The organism is Acinetobacter sp. NEB 394, assembly GCF_013374795.1.
In the GTDB taxonomy this organism is placed as follows: domain Bacteria; phylum Pseudomonadota; class Gammaproteobacteria; order Pseudomonadales; family Moraxellaceae; genus Acinetobacter; species Acinetobacter johnsonii.
Window position 1 is genome coordinate 394,141 of sequence record NZ_CP055277.1, and the last position, 20,328, is coordinate 414,468.

Sequence of the window (20,328 nt, forward strand, 5' to 3'; positions counted from 1 at the left end):
TCTCTTCATGACCTCAGGCATACTGCGGTCATGAATACGCTGCCTGACTTAAGCCAACTGACCCATGAACAACTGCTGGAATTCACCAGACAGTTGGCGATGCAGCATCAGTCTCTAGCACAATCAAACCAGCAATTAGATGCCAGAGTTCAACATCTTGAAGTCACCAATCAGCAATTAGATTCTAAAGTTCAACATCTTTCTATTCTCAATCAAAAATACGAGCATGAACTGGCGCTGTTTAAAAAGCACAAATTCGGCAGTAAAAACGAACATCTCACCGCAAAACAAATCCATCTCTGGGATGAAGCGGTCGAAGAAGATATTGCCGCGGTTGATCTAGAACTGGAACGGCTAAATGCAGATAAAACCAATGCAGCGACACAGAAAGCCAAAACCAATAAACCTAAACGTCGACCACTGCCAGATCATCTACACACCATCCGTATTGAGCATGAACCTGCATCAACCCAATGTGCTTGTGGCTGCCAACTCCGTCGTATCGGCGAAGATGTCAGTGAAAAACTGCATTTCAGACCGGCACAGTTCTATAAGGAACAGCATGTGCGTGGTAAATGGGTCTGTGATCAGTGTGACACTCTGACTCAGCAAGCGATGCCCGCCTATGTGATTGATAAAGGCATTGCTTCACCTGAATTGCTCAGCCATGTGCTGGTATCGAAGTATGCCGATCATTTGCCGCTGTACCGTCAACGTCTGATCTATCAGCGGGCGGGAATCGAACTTTCTAGATCAACTTTATCTGACTGGATAGGTCGCTGCGGTGTAGAACTGGAACCTCTGGCCAATGCCTTAAAAGAGGTGGTACTACAACAGCGGGTGCTGCATGCAGATGAAACACCGGTCACCATCATGCGGATGGGTGAGAATGATAAAAAACCGAAGAAAGGTTATGTCTGGGCCTATGCCACTACACAGTACAATCCAGTTCAGGCGGTGATCTATGACTTTCAGGATAGTCGTTCAGGCCAGCATGCTGCAGAGTTCTTGAAAGGCTGGCAGGGCTATCTAGTCTGTGATGATTACAGTGGTTATAAAGCACGTTTTAAATCAGGCCAGGTGATTGAGGTGGGGTGCATGGCCCATGCACGTCGTAAATTCCATGAACTGCATGTAACTGGGAAAAGTCAGGTTGCTGAACAGGCCTTAGTGCTGATTCAGAAACTGTATGCGATAGAAGCAGAACTCAGGAAAAAGACCGATGGTACAGCGGAAGACCGCCGCGAATACCGACAACAGCATAGTCAACCAGTGATGCAACAACTATATGAATGGCTCAACCAACATCATCTGACAGTGCCATCGAGTTCTCCTACCGCCAAGGCTATCAATTACACTCTGAAGCGTTGGCCAGCCTTAAGCCGCTATCTGGATGATGGCAATCTACCCATTGACAATAACTGGGCAGAGAACTCAATGCGCCCCTGGGCCTTGGGACGAAAGAACTGGCTATTTGCAGGTTCGCTGCGCAGTGGCCAACGAGCAGCCAATATCATGACTTTAATCCAGTCAGCAAAGCTGAATGGGTTGGATCCGTATGCCTATCTCAGTGATGTGCTGAAAAGGCTGCCGACACACAAAGTGACCCAAATTGAAGAATTGCTGCCACACTGCTGGAAACCTAAATCGAATTAAAATTGGTATGGGATTCAGCGGACGCTTACACAAAATTCCAGTACAATGCTTGAGTTTTGATTTTCCTCATCATTATTATAGTCGTGAAACAATATCATGAATAAACGGAATGTATTAATAAAGACGAGTTTATGTTCACTTCTTAGCCTTTATATGCCTTTACTTTATGCAGCGTCTGGTCAGGAAATTGCAACTTCGTTAAAAGATAATTTACAAGGTGTATTTACCCCAAAATCGGATGATCATTTTAATAAAGTAGATCTTAAACAGCTCTCAAATTTTGATGTCGATACCTCAAAGTTTGATGAACTTCCTGTTATCGGTTCAACACATTCCAATACGGTCAATACTGCGGGATTGAGCTTGGTAAGCCCCACTTCAAGAACGCTTGATATTTCTGAGGCAGTGAAAATTGCGGTTCAGCGACATCCTGAAATTAGTCAAAATATTGCGAGTCTTGCTTCTCAAAATGCCAATATTGATGTGGCTAAAGCTGCATATTATCCTCAATTATCGGGTGGTATTTCGACTGGAGATATGACTTCTGGCGAACGCGGTCGGCAGTTATTAAGTCTTAATGCGACACCGATGGTCTATGATTTTGGTAAGGTCAAATCCAGTGTGGATATTCAAAAAGCCAGATTAGCATTGCAGCAGGCGCAAGTGCTGGTCAAGATTGATGAGGTTGCACTTGAGGTTGCAAGTGCAATCGTGAATCTAAAACGCTATGAGGAAGTCTGTCGCATTGCACAGCAGCAAGTAGATGGGATTGCACGTATTGCTGAGATTGCCAATTTGCGTGCAAATGCTGGCATTAGCAGTCAGGCAGATCCCGTGCAGGCGAAGTCGTATCTTGAAGCTTCCCAATCAAATTTAATTGCTCAACAAACACAATTAAGACTGTATCAACAAAAATTACGGACTTTACTGGGCTTTGATATCAGTCGGATCAACTGGAAAATACCTGAAAATGTAGTCACTGAATCAAAGATTTTTGAAGCACCTAAAATCAATACGATTCCTACGATTATGTCTGCTCAAGCAGAAGTAAATGTCGCAAAAGCACAGAAAACTCAGACAGATCTCAGTCGTTACCCTACTTTAAATTTAGTTGGAACGCTAAGTCAGGCACTGAATGGTGTCAATCCAAACAATAACAAGGATGACGGATTTGATAGTTCAATTAAATTTGAAGCAAGCAGTAACTTCTTTCAGGGTGGATCAGTGGGGGCGCAAAGTCGCGCTGCAAGTTATGCAGAAGAAGCTGCCAAAGCCAAAGTACAAAATAGTTATATGGATATTCTGGAACAGATTCGCATGACTGAGGAACAAGTCACAAATAAACAACGGCAGATGCAGGTTTTGGTTGCCAGACAATCAACCACCACCAGAACAAAAGAATTATATCAGGAGCAATATAAGCTTGGTACGCGGACAGTAGTGGACTTACTTAATGCTGAACAAGCCATTCATAGTGCAAATATGGAAATTGAAAATAATCGTTATGATATTTATGCAAATCTAGTCCAACTTATCTCGACTACAGGTCAATCACGAGATGTTTATCATCTTAATCGTCTATCCATTCAGGGGGTTGAGGTTCAGCCATGAGTACGATGAATTACCAGCCATATCTTCAGGCAATTTTATTGATTGCCAAACATTATCGTATCGAAACCTCTGAAGAACGTATCCGTTTGCAGATGGATTGGGCAGGGGCTAGTGCAGCAGATGAGGTCGTGAAAACGATTGCACGTCAGATTGGCTTAAGTGTACGTAAAAGTAAATTTTCAAAAGAGATGCTTAATCCATGGCGTTTACCAGTCATCGTGGTATTCAAGGATGGTCAAGTTGGTGTGGTTGATCAGGCAGATGTCGATCATAATGTCAGTATCCAGATGAGTGGTGATCAGGGGCTTGCGCAAAGTTTTGTTGCTTCTGACCTTCAACATGAAATTGAAAGTGTTTATATCCTGCGACCTGAAAAATCAGTTGCAGATGCGCGTATTGATGAATATATCAAACCTTATGAGAGTAGTTGGTTCTGGTCGATCGTGTTACGTGACTGGAAACGATATATCGATATTATGTTTGCATCATTAATTGCAAATATTCTGGCACTGGCAACCATTATATTTTCAATGCAAGTCTATGATCGAGTCGTGCCTTCTCAGTCAATTCCTACGTTATGGGTGTTGGCAGGTGGTGTATTGATTGCGGCAATTTTTGAATTTGTTTTACGTGTAGCGCGTATCTATTTATCAGATATTATTGGTAAACGAGCAGACTTGCGTATTTCAGATCGGGTTTTTGGTCATACGCTCAGAATTAAAAATAGTGAGCGTTCCAAATCAACAGGTACTTTTATTTCCCAAATTCGGGAGTTGGAAGGGGTGCGGGAGCTAGTCACCTCAACGACGATTAGCGCCATTGCCGACTTGCCATTTTTCTTTTTATTTTTGGTTATATTCTGGATCATTGGCGGCAATCTTTTCTGGGTCATGGTACTTGTTGTACCGCTTATGATTATTCCAGCCATATTGGCACAAAGACCACTGGCTAAACTTGCCAGAGAGGGAATGCGTGAGTCTTCGATTCGTAATGCAATATTGGTGGAATCAGTGCAAGGCATAGAGGACATTAAGCTGTTACGCGCTGAATCCAGATTCCAGAATCAATGGAATCATATGAATGAAATGTCTGCCGATATTAGTATGAAGCAGCGTAAAATAGTGGGCGTGATGACTGCATGGACGCAAAAAGTCCAAGGTCTGACTTATGCTCTTGTGGTACTTGTTGGCTGTTTTGCCGTGATTAGTGGAGAAATGACCACAGGTGCATTGGTTGCATGCTCAATTTTATCTTCACGAATGTTGGCACCAATTGCACAAATTACGGGTGTTTTGGGACGTTTACAGCAAGCCAAAGTCGCAAAAAGTAGTCTTGATGAGTTAATGAAAAAGCCAGTTGACCAACCTGATCGGGCGCATTTGATCCATCGCTCAGTATTGTTGGGTGATTATCAATTGAATGGCACTTTATTTAAATATAATCAAGATGATGCAAAACCCAATCTAGCGATTGCTCAACTAGCAATTCGGGCGGGAGAGAAAATTGCAATTTTAGGCCGAAATGGCGCGGGGAAATCCACATTATTGCAATTATTATCAGGCATGCAAATGCCGCAGCAAGGTAATATTTATCTTGATGGTCTTGATTTATCACTGATTGATCCTGCTGATATTCGTCGTGATACAGGGTTACTTAATCAGAGTGCGCATTTGTTTTATGGCACAATCAGGGAAAACCTAACTTTAGGCGCACCTTTAGCCTCAGATGATGACTTGATTCAGGCGCTCAAAATGACAGGAGCTTGGTCATTTGTACAAGATAAAAAAGAAGGTCTTGATCATCTTGTACTTGAGGGTGGCTTAGGTTTCTCTGGTGGACAACGGCAGGCTTTGTTGCTGTCACGCTTGCTTATTCGCCAACCTAATATTGTATTGTTAGATGAGCCAACAGCGTCGATTGATGATGTAGCAGAAAAACAATTTATTGATCATCTAATGAATTGGATGGGGCATCGGACTTTAATTGTTGCAACTCATCGGCGAGCTGTTTTGGCATTAGTTGATCGAATTATTGTCATGAATGAGGGGAAAATTGTGATGGATGGTCCACGCGATCAGATTTTGAGTCAATCAAATAATCAAACTCATCCATCCAGTGGGGCACAATAATGAATGAACAACCACAACAAACAAAACGTCCTGCTAAAGCTTCATTTCATGAACCACCTTTACCTAAATCGAGTATGGTCATCTGGATTATTGGCTTAGGACTTTTGGTGTTCTTTATATGGGCTGCTTTATTTAAATTGGAAGAAGTTTCTACAGGTACGGGTAAAGTTATTCCATCTTCTAAAGAGCAAATTATTCAGTCATTAGAGGGTGGTATTTTGACCAAACTCGATGTTAAAGAAGGTGATATTGTAGAAAAAGGCACCATATTGGCACAATTTGATCCGACTCGCTTTGCATCTAATGTAGGTGAATCGCAGTCTTTGCTCGTTTCTTCATTGGCCACTTCGGCACGTTTACGGGCAGAAGTAAATGGAACTGCATTACAATTTCCCGAGATAGTTCAAAAAGATTCGCAATTGGTTCGTGAAGAAACACAGTTGTATAATACACGACGGATAAATTTAGAAGAGTCAATATCAGATCTAACGACTTCTTTAACATTGGTACAGCAAGAGCTAAGAATGACTGAGCCGTTAGTTGCTAAAGGAGCTGCAAGTGAGGTAGAGGTTTTAAGGTTAAAACGTCAAGCTTCTGATTTACAAAAGCAAATTAATGATACACGTAGTCAGTATTATGTAAAAGCAAGGGAAGAATTATCCAAAGCCAATACCGACGTAGAAACACAACGGCAGATTGTGAAAGGAAAATCAGATACATTAAATCGTACAGTCTTTAGAGCGCCTGTTCGCGGTGTGGTAAAAGAAATCGATGTAATGACTTTAGGTGGCGTAATTCCTCCTAATGGCAAGATTATGACGATTGTGCCGTTAGATGAACAGCTTCTGATCGAAGCTAGAATTTCGCCAAGAGATATTGCCTTTATTCGTCCAAACCAACAAGCTTTAGTCAAAATTACAGCGTACGATTATGCGATATATGGCGGATTACATGGCAAAGTGACCGTGATATCTCCTGATACGATTCGAGATGAAGTTAAACAGGATCAATTTTACTATCGGGTTTATATTCGCACTGATTCAGATAAGCTGCGAAATAAACAGGGTAAGACTTTTGCGATTACGCCTGGAATGGTGGCGACAGTTGATATTCGCACTGGACAGAAAACAGTGCTGGACTATTTGATTAAGCCATTCAATAAAGCCAGAGAAGCGTTAAGAGAAAGATAAAGTCTTAAATTTTATGGATTTTGTAGTGATACAAAATCCTTTTTTTAATTTTAGATATCTCATTACCGCGCACGAACCACAAGCCGATAATACCCAATCAATAAAAAAATACCTGTCGCACAGCTCAAAAATATGAGTTTAGTTAAAACCAGATAAGTTTGAGTGTAAGCGTCCGCTGAACCCCATGCCTATTTTTTAATTTGAGTTGGATTTCCAGCGATGTGGCAGTAATTCTTCTATTTGGGTCGCTTTATGCGTCGGCAGCCTTTTCAGCACATCACTTAAATAGGCATACGGATACAAGCCATTCAGCTTTGCTGACTGGATTAATGTCATGATATTGGCTGCTCGCTGACCGCTGCGCAGCGAACCTGCAAATAGCCAATTCTTACGTCCCAACGCCCAAGGTCGCATCTGGTTTTCCACCCAATTATTATCTATAGGTAGATTGCCATCATCCAGATAGCGGCTTAAAGCTGGCCAACGCTTCAGAGTGTAATTGATGGCCTTGGCGGTTGGAGAACTCGATGGCACAGTCAGTTGATGTTGGTTAAGCCATTCATACAGTTGTTGCATCACCGGTTGACTATGCTGTTGTCGGTATTCGCGGCGCTGTTCTGCCGTACCATCGGTCTTTTTCCTGAGTTCTGCTTCTATCGCATACAGTTTCTGAATCAGCACCAATGCCTGTTCAGCGACCTGACTTTTCCCGGTCACATGCAGTTCATGGAATTTACGACGTGCATGGGCCATGCAGCCCACCTCAATGACCTGACCTGATTTAAAGCGTGCTTTATAACCACTGTAATCATCACAGACTAGATTGCCCTGCCAGCCATTCAGGAACTCTGCAGCATGCTGGCCTGAACGACTATCCTGAAAGGGCACTGTTGCAAATAGGCTGACATGATAAGCTAAATATCTTATTTATTTCGAGATACAGCAGATGAATCCCTTCACTGTCAACGGCAATTTAAAACTGACCCCTTTTACCTTAAAAACAGCAAAGTAAAATTGACCCCTTTGATGATTTATTAAGACTCAATTTGTGGTTGAATTCCTACTCTCTTTTTATCCTTCAAACGATAACTCTCACCCGATATCTGTACCACATGACAGTGATGTAATAGCCGATCTAACATCGCAGCGGTCAACGTAACATCATCCGCAAATGACTTAGACCATTGGCTAAAGGGTAAGTTACTCGTCAATATCGTACTGCCTTTTTCATAACGCTTGGCAATCACGTTAAAGAACAGATTCGCTTCTTCACGTCCAAACGGTAAATAACCAATTTCATCGATAATCAGTAACTTTGGTCCCAGTACCGCACGTTGCATATAGGTTTTCAATTTACCTTGCTGATAGGCTGTACTCAGTTGCAGCATTAAATCCGCTGCGGTAATGAACTTGATCTTAATGTTGTTCATGATGGCCTTATAGCCTAATGCCATAGATAAATGCGTTTTTCCTACTCCGCTAGCCCCGAGAAACACCACATTTTCTGCTCTAGCAATAAAGCTCAGATTGAACAGTTCAATCACCTGTGATTTAGGGGCCCCTAGGGCATAATTAAAATCATAGTCTTCCAGGGTTTTGACTTGAGGCAGGCCTGAGAGTTTCATCAGTACCTGCTGGCTACGCTGTTGCCTGGCAGCATATTCATGCGTCAAGATCGCTTCAACAAAGTCGGCATAACTTCCATCCTGACCTAATGTTTGTTGTGCATGATGTGACCATTGTGATGTGATGGCAGGCAGATTAAGCTTTTGGCAAAGTTGCTCTATACGGTCGTATTGCAGATTCATCAGGAAACTCCCAGCAACTGGTCATATATCGATAAGGGATGCTGCAAACTCTCGTAGGGCATGACATGCTGTGCTGCTGCAACAGGTACAGTGCTGGAACCTGTATCTGATTGCGGTAATGGCGTAAATTTTTGCTGCTCCTGTTGTAGTCGAACAGCCGGTTTTTCTTGCGTGGTGGCATGAATCCGCTGATTGGCGGTTTCATGCAGCCACCGGCCAATGTGGGCATTGGCGACATCAACATCTAACAGTAAACCCGAAGTCTTCAGGCTTGCTTTCAATGGCACAATAAAGCTTGATTTGAGGTATCCATTAAAGCGTTCAACTTTGCCTTTGGTCTGTGCACGGTAGGGCTTACATACGCGAGGACGAAAGCTGTACTTCTTGGCGCAGTCGAGCAGTTTGGGGTTCCATTTATGCTGCCCCTCCTGATAGGCATCCCGTTCAATCATGATCGTTTTAGCGTTATCAAACAGGATTTCTTGAGGTACTCCTGCAAAGAACTGAAATGCATTTTCTAGACCATCGATCCATGCATCGGTACGTTCATGATCATAAAATTTCACGAAAGTCGCTCTGGAATAGCCTAATGTTGCGACAAAGGCTTTTAAAGTCGTGTTGTTGCGTCGAATTGTGGTGAAATCTACCTGCATTTGTTGGCCAGGTTGGGTTTCAAAACGAATGATCGGTTCCGGTTTAGCAACTGGTTTTAATGTTGCAAGATATTCCCTCAAGATCCTGATCTTTCCTGGATATCCCAACCCTAAAATTTCCTGGTAGAGCACAACAGCAGGAATCCATTCAGGATGAGCTGCATTTACACGTTGGAGTAAATAGGGTTTATATGGGTCAAGGATACTTATTCTAGGCTGTATACGCTGATACTGAGGTGTGGTGTTTTGCCGTAAATATTTACGTACGGTATTTCTGGATACCCCCAGTTCACGAGTAATCGCTTTAATAGATTTACCTTGTTGATGAAGTATTTGGATTGTCACTGCTTGCTCCAAAGTTAACATGTTGAGCAGTCCAAAATGACCGCTATATTAACCAAGGGGGTCAGTTTTTAAATGCCATTAGGGGGTCATTTTTACACTGCCGCTAACAATACCAATCGTTTAGAAGCAGCAAATTTACGAGCATCAGTCGGTACAACGGGTGATTCATACGATAATGCTCTGGCTGAAACGGTGAATGGCTTATACAAAACAGAGGTGATTGAATATTTAAAAGCAGATTGGCAAGGTTTAGCAGATGTACAACTTGCGACACTAAACTGGGTATATTGGTTCAATAAAAAGCGTGTACACAGTGCACTGGGTTATGTATCGCCTTTTGAGTTTGAAGCAATGTACTATGATAAGATTAACCCGTTAGGTCAGGTGGCCTAACTTAAATAAAAAAATCTCCGACAAACCCGGTATGGTTCAGTTCACTGCCGCATAGGCAGCTTAGAAATGTGAAACGCTGGTTCGGCTCCGTAGTGATGCTGTTCACTGCCGGATAGGCAGCTTAGAAGTATTATTTTCAGTTATACTTATGGAAGCGAGATATTCTGTAAGTAATTCTTGTAATAAAAAGCCAATTATCTCGGAAGATAATTGGCTTGAGCAAAGAGTTTGGCTATCCGATTATTCGTTGATCATCCCAATAACACGGTACTACAATCAAATTGTTTTCATGTAATCGTGACCATAATCGGATACCTAAATCCCGCTGCATATTTTGGACTGTGAAATTGGAAATTAGTAGAGTCGACTTCATACTCTCATAACGGCTATATAAAACCTTATGTACCATTTCTAGACGTTTTTCATGCCGGTCATGCAGGCCATATTCATCAATCACTAATAAATCAAAACTGGAGAAATGGTCGATAACTTCCTTCTCAGAACGTGAAGGATCAGACCAGGTATCCATCATTTTTTGAGCAATTTCTGCACTGGTATAGTAGCGTGCAGATTTTGTACTGTTATGTAGAATGTTGCGAATGATTGATGCACTCAGGTGGGTTTTGCCTGTACCCGGTGTACCAATCATCAACATGTTCGGGTTGTGGTCAGAAATAATCTGCTGTGCAAAAGCCTGACATAGTTTGATGGCATTGTCTTGTGCAGTACATGCAACTACATAATTCTTGAAGCCACGATCCAGGTAGCGTTTATTGAGTCCTGAATTTTTAATTTTCTGCTGTAGTAATCGCTGTTGCAGTTCATTCTCATAAGCCGCATGTGAGTGATGGACGGTTTCTTTGGCACACAATTTACAGAGCCTGTGACCTGCAATTTCTATCATGGGTATATGATGGGCAGGGCAAAGTGTTTCCGTTGTTTCTGCACGAAACTGGAGTGTTTTAAGGATGGTATTCATGGCTGATCTCCTAAATCCATTTTGAATTTTCTAAAAAACTCTCATTTTTTTCTTCAAAATTTGAAGATGAAGATGAAGATGAAGATGAAGATGAAGATGAAGATGAAGATGAAGATGAAGATGAAGGGCATGATTCAAGTATAACTTGAGTAATACTCGAGCTCTTCTCAGGACCTGCTTGAGCATTTACTTTTTGTTGCTTAGTTGATGCTTGAGCATTACTTGCGGATTTCCCCCAACGTGCTTGAGCTGCATTTTTAGCTTTATCAGATTTCATTTGCTGATTTTGCAATGCCTGGCTTTTTAAACTGGTTAAAAAATTTGAATGAATCTGCTCAGATTCGACTTCAAACAATTCAAGGGCCAACAGCGTATTCAATAAAGTTTTAGCTTTGGTATGTTGCGATAATTTTGTGATGCTACATACAGTCGCTAGGTCATGAGGAATGGCACCATTTTTCCAGAAATCCATCATTAACAGCAGTGTTGCACCGATTTGTTCTACAGTCATTCGTGCGAATTTTGCCTGTAAGTCGCCAATATAAAGTGGCATCCAAATTGAAATATCTTTATGCATGGGTTTACCTTTTTATGGGTATAAGGGGCTAAGGTCATCAATTTGATGACCTTGTATATTTATTAGATCAGGGAGCTAGATTTATTAACCGGATACGGGCTTGTTGAGCTAAATCATCGTAATGGGCTTGTCCATCATCTAGCATTCGCTGTAGCCAAAGTCTCAAAGCCTGATGGTCATCGAAACATTTATTGATTTCCAGCAAAAAGGCCAGATTGTGCAGTTTGGGAATGTGTAGCTCATAGATTAATTCACGAGCGACCATATCTGCTTCTGGGCTGACGACCACACCACCAAAGAAAGCCTTACTATTCATGTGCAAGCTCCTCTGTATTGAGTTTTTCTAGCATGGCTTCAAAAGCACTGCCATCGCGACGTGTAACATTGGGGATGTAACGGCTATAGACCCGAAACAGCATTTCAGTAGTTGAATGTCCCAGCTGGCGTGCGATCCACTCCGGGTTCTCGCCTGCCGACAGCCAGAGAGTTGCTGCGGTATGACGTGTTTGATAAGCACGACGGGGCTTTAGCCCTAAAAAGCGTAGCAGGGGATGCCAGACACGCTTGTTTACCAAGCGATAATCGAGAGGCCCACCATCACGATTACAGAAGACAAAACTGGATTTACCATTATTTAAGCTTTTCTGTTGCAGAAAGGCCTGATAAACCCGATCACTCATTTGGATGGTACGGTCAGAACCATAAGTTTTGGTTCCACCAAGCACACCATTCACTAACGCTTCTCTGATATGGATTTCACGACGTTGTAAGTCGATATTTTCCCATTGAAGACCATCGATTTCACTGGTACGCATACCCGTAAAAAAGCGAATAGTGTAATAAGGCTTAAAATCATCACGAACAGTGCTAAGAATTTTATGTACCTCTTCCAGAGAAAAGGGAGTAACTTCAATCTTTCCTTGCTTTAAGTTCTTGATATTTTTATAAGGGCTATCAAAGTCATATCGTTCGGCAGCACTATCGAGTATCATACGAAGTACTGTCATAATCTGGTTGATTCGTGATGGTGAAAGGCATTCTTGGTTATTTCCGTATGTCACTTTGGCGAGGGATGAACGGAATCCAAGGATGTCTGACTTTTTGATGTTAATAACAGGAATTTTTCCAAAATATGGAGTTAAATATTTTCGAATAACAATCCTAATTTTTCCTGCATAGCTGCTACGCCATTCAATTTCTTTGTCAGTAACCCATATTTCACAATATTTAGAAAAAATAGGTGTTTTAGAGCTCACTGCATTAATTAGGTTTTCGGCGGTTTTAATTTCTGCCAGCCGAGCACTTTTGGGAAAATATTTTGCATAATCAAATACACCCAAGAGCATTTCAGCTTCCATACGTTCAATCGCTTTTTCAAGTTTTTTGCGATTGTTGGGGGTGTCTTCCATTGCAGTTGTTTCACGGCAACGCTTATTTAAGTACCGAAAATCGATTGTAAGCTTGCCGTATCTTGTACGGATTGAGGCCATGTGATTAAGACTCCTATTGTAGTTGTAGGTTATAAAGAGAGCCGAACGAGGTTTTTGTCATGTCTTCCTCAATGCGCTCCCAAACAAAAAGAATTTTGCGGCCACCAAATGGGCGAATGTAGTGAATACCTTCGAGTAAGACGCTATCTTTGAGTTGATTTCGGATAGTGCGTTCGTTGTAATGAATTCGTTCCGAAAGCTCTTTTGTAGTAAGATACGTGAAGTTCATATGTATATCCTTTTATAAAGTATCACAATGATGTTATTTAAGAACACAATGAAATACTACAAGTATTAAATACATCATGCAAGTACTTTATTACACAATGGTGGTAATTAATGATAGTTTGCAATTTGCCAGTCTTATTAGCAGAACGTAGAATGAAGGTTGCGGATGTTGCGCGTGAAACAGGGATGAGTAAAACCACTCTGCATAAACTTTATAATGGTCAATCGACTCGTATTGATTTTGAAACTATTGAGAAGCTCTGTTTATTATTAAATGTAGAGGTTGGAGATCTTCTGAAATTACAAGTTGAAGAATCTTAAGCTAATGAAATATCTATAAAAATAAGGTGACCAAATTTGGTCACCTTATTTTTTAGAGTACTTTTGACTTTGATTTTTCAGATAAGTGTGTAGATTGAGCATGCTGGACTGAATTTAAGAAATTTTTAAAAATGATCTGTATTTATCGAGGGTGTTATTGCGTGACCAAATTTGGTCACGCTACTATTTGATCTTGTAAGAATATTGAATTAAAAAAGAATAGAAGTCTAATGACATAAAAATTCTCGGTAGAGTAATTTTCTAAGCATTTTTAAACAGAGTTTCGTATCTTCTTGATTTATTGAAGGCACTTTTTGGTCACTTGTGGTCACCATGCAAATTGAAGACGTTGGGATAGACGGTATTTGAAATCAGCGTAAGAAGCTTTCTTATTTTAAAAAATCTAATAAAATCAACATAAAAAAAGCCCCAATCTTTCGATCAGGGCTTTTTGAATCTGGAGCGGGAAACGAGACTCGAACTCGCGACCCCAACCTTGGCAAGAGTCACCAACATAAGTTGCATTATACTTTATAAAAGTACAAAAAATTAATTCAATTTAAAACAATGGTTTATGTTTAATTTATTTCGCGGCGTAATGTGAGATAAAATTATATACGAGTAAGTTGGTCACATTTTAAGTTAAAAATTCAACAATAATTAAAGACATAAATCTTTATATATCTTGTTGGTTTTATCGTTTGGTAAAATAAACGACGGCATTTTTTAGTCTTAAATAGATTGAGTATGGATAAGCTATCTTTTAAGTTTTATGGCATGATCTGGGATACACAAATAGCAGCAATATCTTAGATTCTGCTTGTTTAATGGTTTTGTTGTACAGTTTGTACCGAAGGGAATACTTAAGTGAACTACATTGATCCTTAAAGCATCTTGTACTTTTTTCACAATAATTGAATTTAATAAATTATCGAATCGTTTAACTTTTGGTTATCATAAACAGGAGTTTCGATCGGTTCCGTTCTAGTCCTCATTGTCGCATATCCTTGATTCGACCAACTCACCAACTTAAATGTCGTCCTAATCCAAGAAGCTCTTAGTCTGCTTATTGATTTCAAGGCTATATCCGTAGAAACAGAACTCTATGTAGATGTACATAGGCTTTGGTAAGAATAAACAAATGAAATAACCATATGTTTGGTACGCCATTGAGTACGTGTGCATAGGTACAATTTTTTATTAAATTTAAAATGAAGGTAACATTGATACAATATAAAAGAAGTTTATAATTAAGTTGTTGAATATTTTTAAAAATTTGAGGGCGTTATGGTAAATAATAATTTTGAAATTATTGAAGAAATGTTGAATCTACAAGATTCGATAAATAGTGTAATTAACCCTAATTGGCGTGATGCAAAAAATCCTTGGTATAGGGCTATTTGGACTGAATGTGCAGAATTAATGGATCATATTGGTTGGAAATGGTGGAAGAAGCAAGAAATCGATATTGAACAAGCCCAAATTGAGTTAATAGATATTTGGCACTTTGGTCTTAGTGATATTCTTCAAAGAAAAATAACAATTGATGAAATTTCCAAAGAGTTAGAGAAAGTTAGTTTAGATGCTTTGATAGACATTCATCATACAACTATAGATAAAAGTGAACTATTAACAAAAGTTGAAGATTTCATGGCTTTTACAGTTACACATAAAAGTTTTGATATACAAAGTTTTATGAATCTATCACTTATGTTATCTCTTGATATAGTTGAAATCTATAAACTATATGTTGCGAAAAATGTATTGAACAGTTTTAGACAGCACAACGGATATAAATCTGGAGAATATATAAAAATTTGGAATAATCGCGAAGATAATGAACATTTATATGAGATTTTAAATAATTATTATGAAGATAAGATAGATATTCAATTATCTAGTTATCTATACACACAGTTAGAACAAAGATATAAGCAAATAGAGAAATAAGCAGAGTATTGAATAATGTTTCAAAGTGATGATCAGTGGAAATATTTTATAGACACTGGGGTTTGGCCTAAAAGAAATCAATTCGCTCCCCAAGAGTGGATAAATAATTTTGATTCTGATGAGAAAAAGTTTGCTAGAAGATTATTAGAAAAATTCACTTATTTTTCTGAAGACATGGTTAAACAATTATTTAAAAGCAGTTTTGTATCACTTTCAAAATATATTCTAACAAATAAGGCGGATTCTATTTTATCAGCTAGAGAGTGGTCGGTTTTTTTAGATAATCTTTATATATTGAGGGTTACGGGAGAGGATCCAAGTGATGCTGATAGTGGATACATATTTACAAGAAGCTCTAGAGATGTTTTAGGTATACCAGAAACACAAATAATTACCTCACAAAAGTTTGTTGAAGTAATTCAATATAACCCTGAAGCAAGCTTTGTTTTCGTCGATGATTTTGTTGGTTCTGGTAATCAATTTATTAGTTTCTGGCATCAGCAAGAAATTTTACCGAATATAACTTTTCAAAAAATATATGAGCATTTCCCTAATAGAAAATTCTTTTATTGTCCAGCTATATGTACTCAGATGGGATATAACTTAATTAGAAAATGTTGTCCTGTAAAAGTACTACCTGCACATTTATATACTGAACTTCATAGTGCTTTAAATCCAGAATCTTATATATGGAGAGACTTCTCTAAAGATGGCCCAGATTTTATAAAAGAAATAAGTATGAAAGTTGGTATACCTGAATTAGAAAATGCGGGGGTAATTGTAAATGCTGATGGAACGAAGATTGTTAGTTGGCAAGGATATTTAGAATTGGGCTTAGTATTAGGTTTTTCCCACGGTTGGCCAGATGCAACACTGCCTTTATTTTATCATAATGAAGGAGGATTTAAGCCTCTTTTGAAAAAGGGAGAGTTATGAATAATTATTTACTGAGATTAAAACAAGCTCAAAAGTTATTAGGTTTATACAGGGCTGAATGGTTAAGTTCAAAGCTTTTCGATCATTTCAATGAGCCAGGATATTTTTCGGAATTAAAAACCAATCGACCATGTGTTTTAATTGGTGGCCGAGGCACAGGTAAAACAACTGTACTTAAAGGGCTGTCCTATACAGGACAATTCGCTATAAATACCAATACCCAGATTCAGGATTGGAATTCTATAGGTATCTATTACAGAGTAAACACTAATAGAGTAGCAACGTTTAGTGGGAATGATGTTTCTTTAGATAGATGGATAAGTTATTTCAGCCATTATATTAATTTATGTTTTTGTCAGGAATTAGTTAAGTTTGCTTTGTGGTATGAAAAAAATACAGGTGAAAAAATTGAAATAACTCCAAGAAAATGGAGAGGTATTAAAACAGTACTAAAATTAGAGGAGGCAATTGATTCTTTAGAGTATTTGGAAGAAGAGTTAGAAATTTTATTACTGGAATTTGAGTCTTCTATTAATCAGGTGGTTGATAATCCTCCAAGTAAAATTACTATGCAAGGGGCACCAATAGATACTTTAAGTGAGGCTTTGCTTTCAGGTACAGCGTTAGAAGGTAAGCAATTCTTTTTTTTAATTGATGAGTTTGAAAATTTTCAAGATTACCAACAACAAGTATTAAATACTCTTATAAAACATAATAATAGTTTTTATACATTTAAAATAGGTGTAAGAGAGTTAGGATTTAGACAGAAGGCAACTTTAAATGAGAATGAACAGTTAACATCACCGGCAGATTATGTTCGAATTGATTTAACAGAAATATTTCAGAATAGTACAGGTAATAAAGAAGCTAATAAGTTTAAGGAATTTGCTGAAGCCGTCATTAATAGTCGTTTAAATGATTCTAGTTTTCTTGGACAGCAAGAGGAAATAAGAATAACTGATCTTTTACCATCTTTATCTCAACTTGAAGAAGCTAACTTACTATTAAAAAATAGTCATTTGGGATGGTTAAAAGATTTAGAGATAAAAATTGATAAAAACCTTTATGAAAAAGCTAAAGCGATACAACCAGGCTATCTTTTCTTCATAAAATATTGGAGTGAAAAGGAAAATGGTAAGTGTTTTGCTGAGTTAGTTGAAGACTGGATTTTAAATGGTAAAGAATCTTGGAATACGAGATTGAATAATCATTTCTATGCATCTTTATTTTCTATTCGAACAGGTAAAGTTGGTATTAGAAAATATTACACAGGTTGGGATACTTATCTAAGTTTAGCTAATGGTAATATTCGTTACTTATTAGAGTTGGTACATGCGGCATTATTGGAACATTTAAATGTATTGGAAGAGTCAAATACAACTAATTTTATACCAATCACTTATGATGTACAAACTAATGCTGCAATTCAAATTGGCCGAAAAAATCTAACAGAATTGGAAGGGCTTAGTGTTGAAGGGGCGAAACTAACAAAATTGTTATTAAGCCTAGGACGTGTTTTTGGTGTATTAGCTGCTTCACCTCTAGGGCATACTCCTGAAGCTAATCAATTTCAATTAGCTAGCGATTCAGATGTAACAACTGAAGATACTGTAAATAATATCCTTACCCAAGCAGTGATGCATTTAGCTTTAACTAGAACCCCTGGCAGCAAGTTAACTGATAAAACTGATATTAGGGATTATGATTACATGATCCATCCTATTTTTTCTCCATTTTTTGTATTTTCCTATAGGAAAAAACGTAAGATAACCTTGCAATCTAGTAGTCTTTTGAAGTTAGTTCTCCAACCTAAAGTAGGTATTAAAGAAGTACTTGAAAACTCTAATCGTAATGAAAGCTTAGATTTTCAACTACCTGATCAACTACAGTTGTTTGGAAATTATTATGAATAAATTAAAAAACGTACCAATTTATACTGATACTTTTCAACAAGCAGGGGATTTTAAACCACTTGATCATAGTATTTATGTATTCGGCTTAACAGATGAAGTTAGAAGTCAACATATTGCTGATTGGAGGAATTCTACAGTAAACGTAAATTTCATTGAAATTTCAGAGAAAACGAATAGTTCCTTCATTGTTAATGGTGATGATTCAAATGAGATTTTTTTGAGAAGCGACCAAAATTTATCAAACTTATGGAAAGATGTCTCAAAAGAATCAAACATTTATGTAGATATCACGGGCTTATCTCACTCTACGTGGGCAGGAGTATTGAAGTCTGCAATAGACAATGGTTATAAAGTATTGGTTGTATATGTAGAACCAGGTTTATATAGTAGAAGTGATGCTCCTCTTGAGGGGCAGATTTATGATTTAAGTGAAAAAATCACAGAAATTTCTCCTTTGCCTGGATTTGCAGTACTTGCGCCTAAAAAAGCAGAGACTATGTTTGTTCCTTTGCTTGGTTTTGAAGGTACGAGATTAAAATACATTATTGAACAAATTCAGCCTGCTAATGAACATATAATGCCTATCGTTGGGTTACCTGGATTTAAACCATGGTATGTGTTTGAAACATTGAAGGGGAATAAAGCTTCATTAGTTGAAACTCGTGCATGGGAATCAATTCGATATGCTCCTGGGGACTGTCCATTTAGTTGTTATTATTTATTAAATGACGTATATACAACGTATAATGAACAGCATATTAAAATTGCACCTATAGGAACTAAACCTCATGCTTTAGCAGCCGTCATGTTTGCATTGAATCATCCTCAGATAGAGATAATCTACGATCATCCAGTTAGAAAATCAGGTAGAACTGATGGATCTTCAAAGCTACATGTTTATCATGTTTCTAGTCTCGTCAAACCAAATCCGACTAGAACACAAGATTTTATAAGAAGTTTGAGAACACGTAGGACAAGTTCAGCTTAATGATTGATCAACATTTTACTCCTCCTCTATTGGCAAGTCTTTTAGTAGATTCCCTGCCAAAAGAATTTATACCATCTTACATTGCAGATTTTGCAGTTGGTGAGGGTAGCCTAATTTATGCTGCTCTAAAAAAGTGGCCGAGAGGGGTGAGTGTTGTTGCAAATGATTTATGTAAAACTACATTAGATCTATTGAATGAGGAAAACTGGTATAAGTTTAATATGAATTTTTTAGACTCAAAACTAGTTTCTAATTCTGGCTTGAAGTCTTTTGAAAATAAGATTGATTTGATATTGTTGAATCCACCTTTTAGTCAGAGACACGTGAAGCCTATCGCATGGGAAGGGATAAGTTGTGAAATCACTTCAGGCCTTGCTTTAAGTTTTATTTATAAGTCGCTGGCTTTTTTAAAGCCAGCTGGTTATTTGGTTGCTGTAGTTCCAAATGGCTGTTTAACAAGCCAAAGAGATAGAAAAGCATTAAACTATTTGAAAAAAAACTATATTTTTAAAGTTATTGCTCAGAACAAAGAGGCTAGTTTTGATAAAGTTAAAGTAAAAACATCAATAATTTTAATAGAAAATATAAGTCCTCAAGCATTATTTTTAGATTCATCTTGTGAGAAAAAACCTTTAAAATCAAAAGTTTTTAGAGGTAAGCTTCAAATGCATATAGTCTCAAAAAAACTGGATAAAGATGGCTTTCCTTTAGTACACACAACTTCTTTAAAAAATCATAAAATCGAATTTTTAAATACTCTTTATGTAACTTGCCCTAATTCTATAGTAAAAGGACCTGCAGTGTTATTTCCAAGAGTTGGTAATTTTAATCAGGATAAGGTTTGTATCTTATTGCCTGATGTAGAGGTTGTGATTTCAGATTGTATATTTTCTATAGACTGTAGAAGTGTTGAAGAAGCTCAAGTTTTAAAAGAAATTATACATTTAAATTGGAAAAATTTTAAAGAAAACTATTCTGGAACGGGTGCGGTTTATGCGACATTAGACAAAGTAGACTTTTTTATTTCTGATCTTTACGATAAAAATATTATTAAGTTTAATGAGTTGGCTGCTTAAACCTTGAGTGCATAAAAAAATATGCCAACTTAATAAAGTTAAAATTACAGGGTCTTCTGAAATAGAATGTTTATAGTAAATTTTT

The 20,328-nt window shown here is 38.2% G+C and carries 17 protein-coding genes and 2 pseudogenes; 11 read left to right on the plus strand and 8 right to left on the minus strand.

From position 1 onward, the window contains the following. Positions 1 to 30: 30 nt before the first annotated feature. From HUK62_RS01725 to HUK62_RS01740, 4 genes are all read left to right on the plus strand, one after another. On the plus strand, positions 31 to 1,656 hold the full coding sequence (locus tag HUK62_RS01725; RefSeq protein WP_176536924.1) for an IS66 family transposase: 1,626 nt from the start codon (positions 31 to 33) through the stop codon (positions 1,654 to 1,656). Positions 1,657 to 1,752: 96 nt separating this feature from the next. Then, positions 1,753 to 3,267 carry a TolC family protein gene (locus tag HUK62_RS01730; protein WP_176536925.1) on the plus strand — a complete coding sequence of 505 codons (1,515 nt, stop codon included), beginning with the start codon at positions 1,753 to 1,755 and terminating at the stop codon, positions 3,265 to 3,267. Further along, positions 3,264 to 5,396 carry a type I secretion system permease/ATPase gene (locus HUK62_RS01735; RefSeq protein ID WP_000106054.1) on the plus strand — a complete coding sequence of 711 codons (2,133 nt, stop codon included), beginning with the start codon at positions 3,264 to 3,266 and terminating at the stop codon, positions 5,394 to 5,396. Before HUK62_RS01730 ends, HUK62_RS01735 begins: the two co-directional genes overlap by 4 nt. After that, positions 5,396 to 6,586, plus strand: a complete 1,191-nt coding sequence (locus HUK62_RS01740) for an HlyD family efflux transporter periplasmic adaptor subunit (protein ID WP_005001541.1) — start codon at positions 5,396 to 5,398, stop codon at positions 6,584 to 6,586. The genes HUK62_RS01735 and HUK62_RS01740 overlap by 1 nt, the downstream gene beginning before the upstream one ends. Positions 6,587 to 6,781: 195 nt before the next feature. Here the strand turns inward: HUK62_RS01740 and HUK62_RS01745 are convergent. The 3 genes and pseudogenes from HUK62_RS01745 to istA all read right to left on the minus strand — a co-directional run. Then, positions 6,782 to 7,468, minus strand: a pseudogene (locus HUK62_RS01745) (IS66 family transposase); the annotation flags it as partial. Positions 7,469 to 7,620: 152 nt separating this feature from the next. Next, complete coding sequence (gene istB / locus HUK62_RS01750) at positions 7,621 to 8,394, minus strand: IS21-like element ISAba8 family helper ATPase IstB (protein ID WP_176536926.1); 774 nt, start codon at positions 8,392 to 8,394, stop codon at positions 7,621 to 7,623. Then, on the minus strand, positions 8,394 to 9,413 hold the full coding sequence (gene istA, locus HUK62_RS01755) for an IS21-like element ISAba8 family transposase (RefSeq protein ID WP_176536927.1): 1,020 nt from the start codon (positions 9,411 to 9,413) through the stop codon (positions 8,394 to 8,396). Before istA ends, istB begins: the two co-directional genes overlap by 1 nt. A gap of 90 nt (positions 9,414 to 9,503) precedes the next feature. On the opposite strand from istA, the pseudogene HUK62_RS01760 reads away from it, so the two are divergent. Continuing rightward, positions 9,504 to 9,785: pseudogene (locus tag HUK62_RS01760) on the plus strand (integrase core domain-containing protein); the annotation flags it as partial. 232 nt (positions 9,786 to 10,017) lie between these two features. Here the strand turns inward: HUK62_RS01760 and HUK62_RS01765 are convergent. The 5 genes from HUK62_RS01765 to HUK62_RS01785 all read right to left on the minus strand — a co-directional run bounded on the left by HUK62_RS01765 (position 10,018) and on the right by HUK62_RS01785 (position 13,060). After that, positions 10,018 to 10,764 carry an ATP-binding protein gene (locus tag HUK62_RS01765; protein WP_176536928.1) on the minus strand — a complete coding sequence of 249 codons (747 nt, stop codon included), beginning with the start codon at positions 10,762 to 10,764 and terminating at the stop codon, positions 10,018 to 10,020. 10 nt (positions 10,765 to 10,774) lie between these two features. Beyond that, a complete protein-coding gene (locus HUK62_RS01770) occupies positions 10,775 to 11,341 on the minus strand; it encodes a DUF1376 domain-containing protein (RefSeq protein ID WP_005401918.1) in 567 nt (188 codons plus the stop codon). A 67-nt stretch (positions 11,342 to 11,408) separates the two neighbouring features. Continuing rightward, positions 11,409 to 11,657 carry a hypothetical protein gene (locus HUK62_RS01775; protein WP_176536929.1) on the minus strand — a complete coding sequence of 83 codons (249 nt, stop codon included), beginning with the start codon at positions 11,655 to 11,657 and terminating at the stop codon, positions 11,409 to 11,411. Beyond that, the gene (locus HUK62_RS01780; protein ID WP_176536930.1) at positions 11,650 to 12,831 is read right to left on the minus strand and encodes a DUF3596 domain-containing protein; all 1,182 of its coding nucleotides are present in this window, start codon (positions 12,829 to 12,831) and stop codon (positions 11,650 to 11,652) included. Before HUK62_RS01780 ends, HUK62_RS01775 begins: the two co-directional genes overlap by 8 nt. Before the next feature lie 13 nt (positions 12,832 to 12,844). After that, the gene (locus HUK62_RS01785) at positions 12,845 to 13,060 is read right to left on the minus strand and encodes a hypothetical protein (protein ID WP_176536931.1); all 216 of its coding nucleotides are present in this window, start codon (positions 13,058 to 13,060) and stop codon (positions 12,845 to 12,847) included. 110 nt (positions 13,061 to 13,170) lie between these two features. Here HUK62_RS01785 and HUK62_RS01790 point away from each other — a divergent pair, with 110 nt between their 5' ends. From HUK62_RS01790 to HUK62_RS01815, 6 genes are all read left to right on the plus strand, one after another. Further along, the gene (locus HUK62_RS01790) at positions 13,171 to 13,380 is read left to right on the plus strand and encodes a helix-turn-helix transcriptional regulator (RefSeq protein ID WP_176536932.1); all 210 of its coding nucleotides are present in this window, start codon (positions 13,171 to 13,173) and stop codon (positions 13,378 to 13,380) included. A gap of 1,287 nt (positions 13,381 to 14,667) precedes the next feature. Further along, positions 14,668 to 15,330, plus strand: coding sequence for a dUTP diphosphatase (locus HUK62_RS01795; protein ID WP_148826982.1), 663 nt, complete (start codon positions 14,668 to 14,670; stop codon positions 15,328 to 15,330). Positions 15,331 to 15,345: 15 nt separating this feature from the next. After that, the gene (locus HUK62_RS01800; protein ID WP_176536933.1) at positions 15,346 to 16,266 is read left to right on the plus strand and encodes a hypothetical protein; all 921 of its coding nucleotides are present in this window, start codon (positions 15,346 to 15,348) and stop codon (positions 16,264 to 16,266) included. Then, entirely contained in the window at positions 16,263 to 18,179 is a 1,917-nt protein-coding gene (locus HUK62_RS01805; protein ID WP_148826980.1) for a hypothetical protein, read from the plus strand. Before HUK62_RS01800 ends, HUK62_RS01805 begins: the two co-directional genes overlap by 4 nt. Continuing rightward, positions 18,172 to 19,167 (plus strand): hypothetical protein, encoded by a 996-nt coding sequence (locus HUK62_RS01810; RefSeq protein ID WP_148826979.1) that lies wholly within the window; start codon positions 18,172 to 18,174, stop codon positions 19,165 to 19,167. Before HUK62_RS01805 ends, HUK62_RS01810 begins: the two co-directional genes overlap by 8 nt. Then, complete coding sequence (locus tag HUK62_RS01815) at positions 19,167 to 20,243, plus strand: methyltransferase (RefSeq protein ID WP_176536934.1); 1,077 nt, start codon at positions 19,167 to 19,169, stop codon at positions 20,241 to 20,243. Before HUK62_RS01810 ends, HUK62_RS01815 begins: the two co-directional genes overlap by 1 nt. Positions 20,244 to 20,328: the final 85 nt, after the last annotated feature.

Coding starts and splice junctions, on each gene's coding strand:
- HUK62_RS01790 (WP_176536932.1), top strand. CDS start 13,171: ATGATAGTTTGCAATTTGCCAGTCTTATTAGCAGAACGTAGAATGAAG.
- istB (WP_176536926.1), bottom strand. CDS start 8,394: ATGAATCTGCAATACGACCGTATAGAGCAACTTTGCCAAAAGCTTAAT.
- istA (WP_176536927.1), bottom strand. CDS start 9,413: ATGTTAACTTTGGAGCAAGCAGTGACAATCCAAATACTTCATCAACAA.
- HUK62_RS01740 (WP_005001541.1), top strand. CDS start 5,396: ATGAATGAACAACCACAACAAACAAAACGTCCTGCTAAAGCTTCATTT.
- HUK62_RS01785 (WP_176536931.1), bottom strand. CDS start 13,060: ATGAACTTCACGTATCTTACTACAAAAGAGCTTTCGGAACGAATTCAT.
- HUK62_RS01795 (WP_148826982.1), top strand. CDS start 14,668: ATGGTAAATAATAATTTTGAAATTATTGAAGAAATGTTGAATCTACAA.
- HUK62_RS01765 (WP_176536928.1), bottom strand. CDS start 10,764: ATGAATACCATCCTTAAAACACTCCAGTTTCGTGCAGAAACAACGGAA.
- HUK62_RS01725 (WP_176536924.1), top strand. CDS start 31: ATGAATACGCTGCCTGACTTAAGCCAACTGACCCATGAACAACTGCTG.
- HUK62_RS01815 (WP_176536934.1), top strand. CDS start 19,167: ATGATTGATCAACATTTTACTCCTCCTCTATTGGCAAGTCTTTTAGTA.
- HUK62_RS01775 (WP_176536929.1), bottom strand. CDS start 11,657: ATGAATAGTAAGGCTTTCTTTGGTGGTGTGGTCGTCAGCCCAGAAGCA.
- HUK62_RS01735 (WP_000106054.1), top strand. CDS start 3,264: ATGAGTACGATGAATTACCAGCCATATCTTCAGGCAATTTTATTGATT.
- HUK62_RS01805 (WP_148826980.1), top strand. CDS start 16,263: ATGAATAATTATTTACTGAGATTAAAACAAGCTCAAAAGTTATTAGGT.
- HUK62_RS01730 (WP_176536925.1), top strand. CDS start 1,753: ATGAATAAACGGAATGTATTAATAAAGACGAGTTTATGTTCACTTCTT.
- HUK62_RS01810 (WP_148826979.1), top strand. CDS start 18,172: ATGAATAAATTAAAAAACGTACCAATTTATACTGATACTTTTCAACAA.
- HUK62_RS01770 (WP_005401918.1), bottom strand. CDS start 11,341: ATGCATAAAGATATTTCAATTTGGATGCCACTTTATATTGGCGACTTA.
- HUK62_RS01800 (WP_176536933.1), top strand. CDS start 15,346: ATGTTTCAAAGTGATGATCAGTGGAAATATTTTATAGACACTGGGGTT.
- HUK62_RS01780 (WP_176536930.1), bottom strand. CDS start 12,831: ATGGCCTCAATCCGTACAAGATACGGCAAGCTTACAATCGATTTTCGG.